The following is a 3,158-nucleotide window of genomic DNA, read 5'->3' as shown; positions in this document are numbered from 1 at the left end:
CAGGCAACAGGCAACAGGCAACAGGCAACAGGCAACAGGGGGAATAAATTGCCCATAATATGAGACTTTTAGCTATTTGGCCCCTCTTGCAATGTGTAAATATACCAGCGCTCATTGCTATAGATAAAATAATATAGCAATAGCAGGGAACAGGGAACACTAGGAAAAATATTTTCCTGTATAAGGTTTTAATATTATTTTTAACCTATTTTTTCCTAAAGTCCTGCTATTTAGCATTACGCGCGCAGAACTACCAAATTTTAGGCATTTCTGAGGAGCGGGATTAATATAATATCATGTCCGGTAGCATAGTTTGTGTATAGAATTAAGTCGCAATTGTAAAAAACCCTTCTGCCCTCTGTCTTCCTTCCACTAAAGTATAAGTAGGGCTTGCTGATTAAATCTCAAAGTTTTTACTGGCAAAAGTTTCAGCCTTTGCAGGTACTAATAAAGTATCAGCTTTTAGGTAGTTCCAGTTCAAAAATCTAGGATTTTGGGCATTTCGAGGGGTAGAAAATCAAGGGAAGATTCTTCTGACTACCTCTTCTCGGAATCTCATTCCTCCTGGATTCTGGATTCTCAATCCTGGCTCCTCCTCTGAAAAAAAGACTTTTTCAGCAAGCCCTAAGTATTCAAGCAGACATGATATAAGCGGTAAGTGGGGGCAGGCATTCCGCCTATCCCTGTCTGCGGTGAAAATATCAGGAACGGGAACGGGGAATGGGAACGGACAAGATGCCCATTCCACAAAACACAAAACTATTAAAATTCCAAGCGCATTTATGCAACGCCGGAAATTTAAGTTTTTTTCTCCCTCTTCCCTCTTCCTTCTTCCCTCTTCCTTCTTATAGGAACTTAATTAACTCCTTTCTAGCTTCTTCATAACGTTCTTCCAATAGCTGCACTAACTGCTCAATATCTGCAAAATCTTGATTTTTGGCCCTAGTTTCTAACTGTCGGCAAACCTCTACTACACCTACAGCTCCTAAAGTAGCACTACCACCTTTGAGAGTATGAGCAGAATGTTTCAAACCTTTAGCATTTTCTTCAGCGATCGCTTGTTTAATTTCTGTAAGACGCCGGGGACCTTCTCGGTCTAAATATAGGTGTGTCATTTTCTTGACTAACTCAGGTTTGGTTTCTGCCATAGACACGATCATTGCAGTTTGATCGAGTACTTGACTCCTGGAAGTAGTATCGTTAGCATTAATCTTAGTGTCTTTTGTCCCCCACTTTTCTAGCATTTGTTGCATAGCTTGAATTTTTACTGGTTTGCTAACATAGTCATCCATTCCCGCTTGCAAACATTCATCTCGGTCGTCTTCCATAGCATTAGCAGTCATGGCAATAATTTTCGGGCGTGTTTCTGATGGCAACTGCTTAATAATTTCGCGAGTAGCTTCTAAACCATCCATTTCTGGCATTTGTACATCCATAAATATAATGTCATAATTTTGTTTTTTACAAGCTGCGATCGTATCTATACCATTGTTTACTACATCAATTTTGTAACCCATTTTTTCTAATATTGCTACAGCAAATTCTTGATTAATTACATTATCTTCTGCCAGCAATATTTTTAAAGGTAAATGTTCTGCTAATTTCTGGTCAATTTGTACTTGTTTTACTGGTTGTGTGTGATATGTCTGTTTCACAGTAGCAAAAATATCCACTATAGTTTTAAGCAAAGTAGACTGTTTAACTGGTTTAGAAATATAGGCGGAAAAAACTTGATTTATCAAATTAACATCTTCATTATACTTCCCTAGAGAAGTTAGTAAAATTAGTGGTAATTCATCTTGAGATTTCAATTTTCGTAGTTCAAAACCTAGAGTTAAACCATCCATTTCTGGCATGGCCATATCAAGAATTGCCAAATCGAATAAGTCTCCTCTTTCTACCCATGAAATTGCTTCTTTAGGATTATCTGTAGCAAAAGGTAACATTTGCCATTGTTGGCATTGCCAGATTAAAATTTCCAGATTAGTTTGATTATCATCTACCAGTAATACTCGCTTATTTTTAATTTCTGGAGCTTGTTTATTTAGATATCGTTTTGGTTGTGCTGGAGCTGCTTTAGTTTGGATAGTAAATGAGAATTTACTACCTTTGCCAACTTCACTTTCAACAGAAAAACTTCCTCCCATTAATTGAACTAAGCGACTGCATATAGCTAACCCTAAACCTGTACCTCCATATCTACGAGTAGTGGAAGAATCTCCTTGAGAAAAAGGTTTAAATAAACGACTTATTTGTTCTTTATTCATACCAATTCCTGTATCACTTACAGAAATATGTAGCCCGATATTTCTATTACTAGTATTGATCGTATTAATCTTGCTTTTGTATTGTGAAACTTGGATATAAACTTCTCCTGATTCTGTAAATTTAATTCCGTTGTTAACAAGATTCATTAAAATCTGATTAATTCTAGTTTCATCGCCAATAATATAGGTAGGAACATCTGGGTCTACTAAGTATAATAGATCGATATTTTTTTTCTCTACTTTTATTGCCAAAACATCATAAACATTTTCAATGCAGGCCCGAATATCTACAGGTCGATTTTCTATATCTAATTTGCCAGATTCAATTTTTGAAAAATCAAGAATATCGTTAATTACAGTTAATAATGTATTTCCACTAATATCTATAGTTCTGACATATTTTTGTTGTTCGGAAGTAAGTTTTGTTGATGCTAATAGTTGTGTCATTCCTAAAACTCCATTCATAGGAGTTCTGACTTCATGACTCATTGTTGCTAGGAATTGAGATTTTGCTCTAGTCGCTTGCTCGGCTAATTCTTTTGCTTGTTTTAGTTCTTCTTCCCCTTGTTTACGTTGAGAAATATCACGACTAACTCCGATAATTCCGATTAATTTTCCTTCTTCATTTAATAAAGGACTAATCAAAGTATCAACTGCATAAAATGAGCCATCAGGATATTTTAAAGATTCTTCATATTGATAAGTTTCAGGTAAATTTAGTATTTTTGCACAGTGAAAACGACTCGTTTCAATTAAATCTGGAGAGAACAAATCTAAATCTGTTTTTCCAATAATTTCTTCTCTACTTTTATTTAAATATTGCTCAAAAGCTTTATTACAAGCCAAATAAGTTCCATTGATATCCATATAAAATATGATATCTGGAATTGA

Annotated in this window: 1 protein-coding gene; it reads right to left on the bottom strand. The window is 35.3% G+C overall.

What is annotated here, in order from left to right; translation table 11 throughout:
• Positions 1–845: 845 nt before the first annotated feature.
• The coding region (locus AC3DU7_RS18030) for a PAS domain-containing hybrid sensor histidine kinase/response regulator (protein WP_488040697.1) at positions 846–3,158 on the bottom strand (2,313 nt) is incomplete at its 5' end.

This window comes from Okeania sp., assembly GCF_983059655.1.
This window is presented reverse-complemented; position numbering and strand designations above follow the sequence as displayed.